At 50.2% G+C, this 2,993-nt stretch carries 3 protein-coding genes; 1 reads left to right on the plus strand and 2 read right to left on the minus strand.

Annotated elements, in window-relative coordinates:
• The first annotated feature begins 106 nt into the window (after positions 1-106).
• The gene (locus tag J1C52_RS14905; RefSeq protein ID WP_227428721.1) at positions 107-334 is read left to right on the plus strand and encodes a WGR domain-containing protein; all 228 of its coding nucleotides are present in this window, start codon (positions 107-109) and stop codon (positions 332-334) included.
• A 320-nt stretch (positions 335-654) separates the two neighbouring features.
• Here the strand turns inward: J1C52_RS14905 and J1C52_RS14910 are convergent, their stop codons facing one another.
• Both J1C52_RS14910 and J1C52_RS14915 read right to left on the minus strand, forming a co-directional pair.
• Entirely contained in the window at positions 655-1,434 is a 780-nt protein-coding gene (locus J1C52_RS14910) for a sulfotransferase family protein (protein ID WP_227428719.1), read from the minus strand.
• A 96-nt stretch (positions 1,435-1,530) separates the two neighbouring features.
• On the minus strand, positions 1,531-2,787 hold the full coding sequence (locus J1C52_RS14915) for a glycosyltransferase (protein ID WP_227428720.1): 1,257 nt from the start codon (positions 2,785-2,787) through the stop codon (positions 1,531-1,533).
• Between the last annotated feature and the right edge of the window lie 206 nt (positions 2,788-2,993).

The following is a 2,993-nucleotide window of genomic DNA, read 5'->3' on the forward strand; positions in this document are numbered from 1 at the left end:
GAAAAATCCAGCTTCCGGCGGTCCAAGGTTGGGGAGCAGTGCAAGGGTTGGGCAGACTCTACATCATGGTGAGGGATTTCGCGGGGGGCAGGTCATAGGCCGTAACATGAATGGGCCAGTCATCCTTCGCCGGATTGATCCTGAACAGAATATGGCGCGCTTCTATCGCATGCAGCTCCAGCCAACCTTATTCGGTGGTATAACGCTTGTACGAGAGTGGGGGCGGATTGGTCAGGCTGGAACGTGCCGCTATGATCATTACAGAACCGCTGATGCTGCGCGATCAGCTCTTTATGCGGTGCATGAATCAAAGCTGGGGCGTGGGTATAAATAATTGCTTGAGTTCAGCAACGCTGCCAATCTTCAGATAGGGGTGGATCGGTTGATCTGAACAGATTTTGGGCGTTTTCTAAGTGATTTTTCGCCTCGGTTATGCCGCCACAGCTTTGGGCATCGGCTGGTTTAAATAGGCATGGTCGGGGGTTTTCCCATCAAGCGATGAATGCGGGCGGTAGGTATTTTAGAATGTCAGGTATCAGCGCAGGCTTTCATGCGCGGCCAAGAGCCTGAACCAGCAGGCTAAAGAAGTGCTAGATCGGGCTTCAGGGCAAGCAAAATATACGGCCGAAGCTATGATTTTAGCTCCTCTGGATGTTAACTCACCAGACATTCGAGGTCATATCCATATTCCTTTGCAAGCGCCCCACAGCGTTCGAGAACAATGCGCTTTTCTTTATCATTCAATATATCAGTAAATTGGTTTCGTTCTATATGTGTGTCACGTGAGCTATATAGATCCACTCTATCGCCCAAACCACTGAACTTCAGCAGTCTTTGCATGCTCGCAACAGGATCTGTTGTGAAATCTTCATATTTTATTTCTAGAAGATCACTACCGAGTAACGGAGCTAGCTCCCGAATGATAGAAACAGCCTCTATCCAATAGTTACATGCACCATATATATCTGTCACCTTCATGACTTTACCCAACTTGAGGCTCGCTACAACATTGAGTGGGTTACGTACCAAGTGTAGGAAACAGGCTTCTGGAAATTCTGAACGAATAAGAGGTATCCCGTAGACATTCTGTGGCGTTTTATCAAACCATTTATAGAATTCTAAACCCTGTGCCTGCGCCATATGTTGTATGTGAAGGCGCATTAAGTCTCCGCGACTATGCGATTTCAAAAGCATCTGATCAAAATTTTCAGGAGTTATACCGTCTATTTCGCGGTGCTTTCTGAGCGTAGGGGAGTTTTTAAGCTGTAAGGGCTGTTCAGGTCTGAACGGCTCAGCATATCGAAAATAATGAGTTTCTTCAGGGCATATAACGTTGGGTTGACGCCGCAAGAGATTGCGCACCAATGTTGTTCCTGACCGAACACAGCCGATAATGAATAGAGGTCTTGTCTGTACATTTCGGGGAGATGACATGGTACTGTTCTTCCAGTGAGGCCTAGGGTATCGTCGGTCAAGCGGAGTAAACCGCTATATCAAGTGTTGCAATACGACTTCTGCGTCAGGCGTGGGCTATCCCAAGTCTTGAGCCATAACGTGGTTGACCCAAGCTATTTGCTCCGGCAGGCAAACGGCGTTCAAATCATAGTTCGCCACCAAGTGTTTGCGGGCTGCAGTGCCAAGGCGCGCCCGTTCTTCGGCATCTTCACACAGCGCACAAATCTCAGAAACCAATGCGTCACCGTTAAAGAAGTCGACCAGTCGGGCTGTCTGATCATGGGTCAGCACCTCGCGCACTGGATCGATATCCGCAGCCACAATAGCTGCGCCTGCGCTCATGGCTTCCAGTAAGGACCAACTGACTACGAAGGGATAGGTCAGATAGACATGAACGCGCGACAATTTTAGAAGGCGTATAAAGTGCTCATAAGGCACCTTTCCCAAAAAGTGCACGCGGTTCCAATGCGGAGTTGGAATCCGTCCCCGCACTTCATCGATGAAGATCTGTTTCCAAGTTTGCCCCTCAGGCGGCTTGGTGCCATAGCTCGTCTCGTCGCCACCAACGATCAAAACCCGTGCCTTAGGTCGCTCCCGAAGCAAATTCGGCAAAGCGCGCATGAAGCGATGATAACCCCGATAGGGCTCTAAGTTTCGGTTGACAAAGGTAATCACTTCATCGTCGCGGCTGAGCGAAATGCGCCCTGCTGCCTTGCTGTTCAGCTCAAGAGTCACAGAGGGATCAGGGCGGATAAGCCTCGTATCGATGCCGTCATGGCAGATTGTAATCTTGTCGCGAAACGGCTTAGGAAAGGTATCTGCTTGAAACCGAGTTGGACTGATCCCGGCTTGGGCAATGTCGAAGTGTAGATGGTTGTTGATGTTTTTCATTCGCACGCGTTGCGTTTGAATACTTGTATCCGAAGGAAACTCAGGATCGAAATTCACATGTGGCCACCCCGCCTGATGGTACAGTTCGCAGTAAAGCCCCATCCGGGCTTCAGGCCAGACATCGCGTAAATACATAGATTCGCCCCAACCATGGTGGGTGAGGATCAGATCAGGGTTATAGCCTTGTTCCTTGAGTTTTCGCGCAGCTAGAAAACAAGCCGTACCGCGCTTGGTCTGACTGTCCAGATCATGGAGCCACGGGTGAATGTTCTGGGCTGGCTGTCCCTGTACTTTGTAGGGCAGTATCTGAACGCCTTGCCATTTCACAGGTTTGTCGACGCGCAGGGTCAGCGCTACACATTCATGCCCTTGGCGTGCAAGTGCGGGTGCCAGATGTTTGAACTGACCCGGAAAATTCTGGTGTATAAATAGTATCTTCATTCCCACGCGCCTTTCGCATCCCGCATGCACATCCATGATCCGGTTGGCTCTGTCAAACCTTTAGCGGCGGCTTTGGCTATATCAGTGGCTGCTCCCTTAGTGAACCGCCCCTTGAACCGCCCCTTGTTTGCCGGAGACCCAGAAGTAAGGATACTGGGTCATGGGAAAGATGAAGAACGGAACACGTTATCCAGAGGAACTGCGCG

This window comes from Roseibaca sp. Y0-43 (assembly GCF_020667835.1).
Taxonomy (GTDB): Bacteria; Pseudomonadota; Alphaproteobacteria; order Rhodobacterales; family Rhodobacteraceae; genus Roseinatronobacter.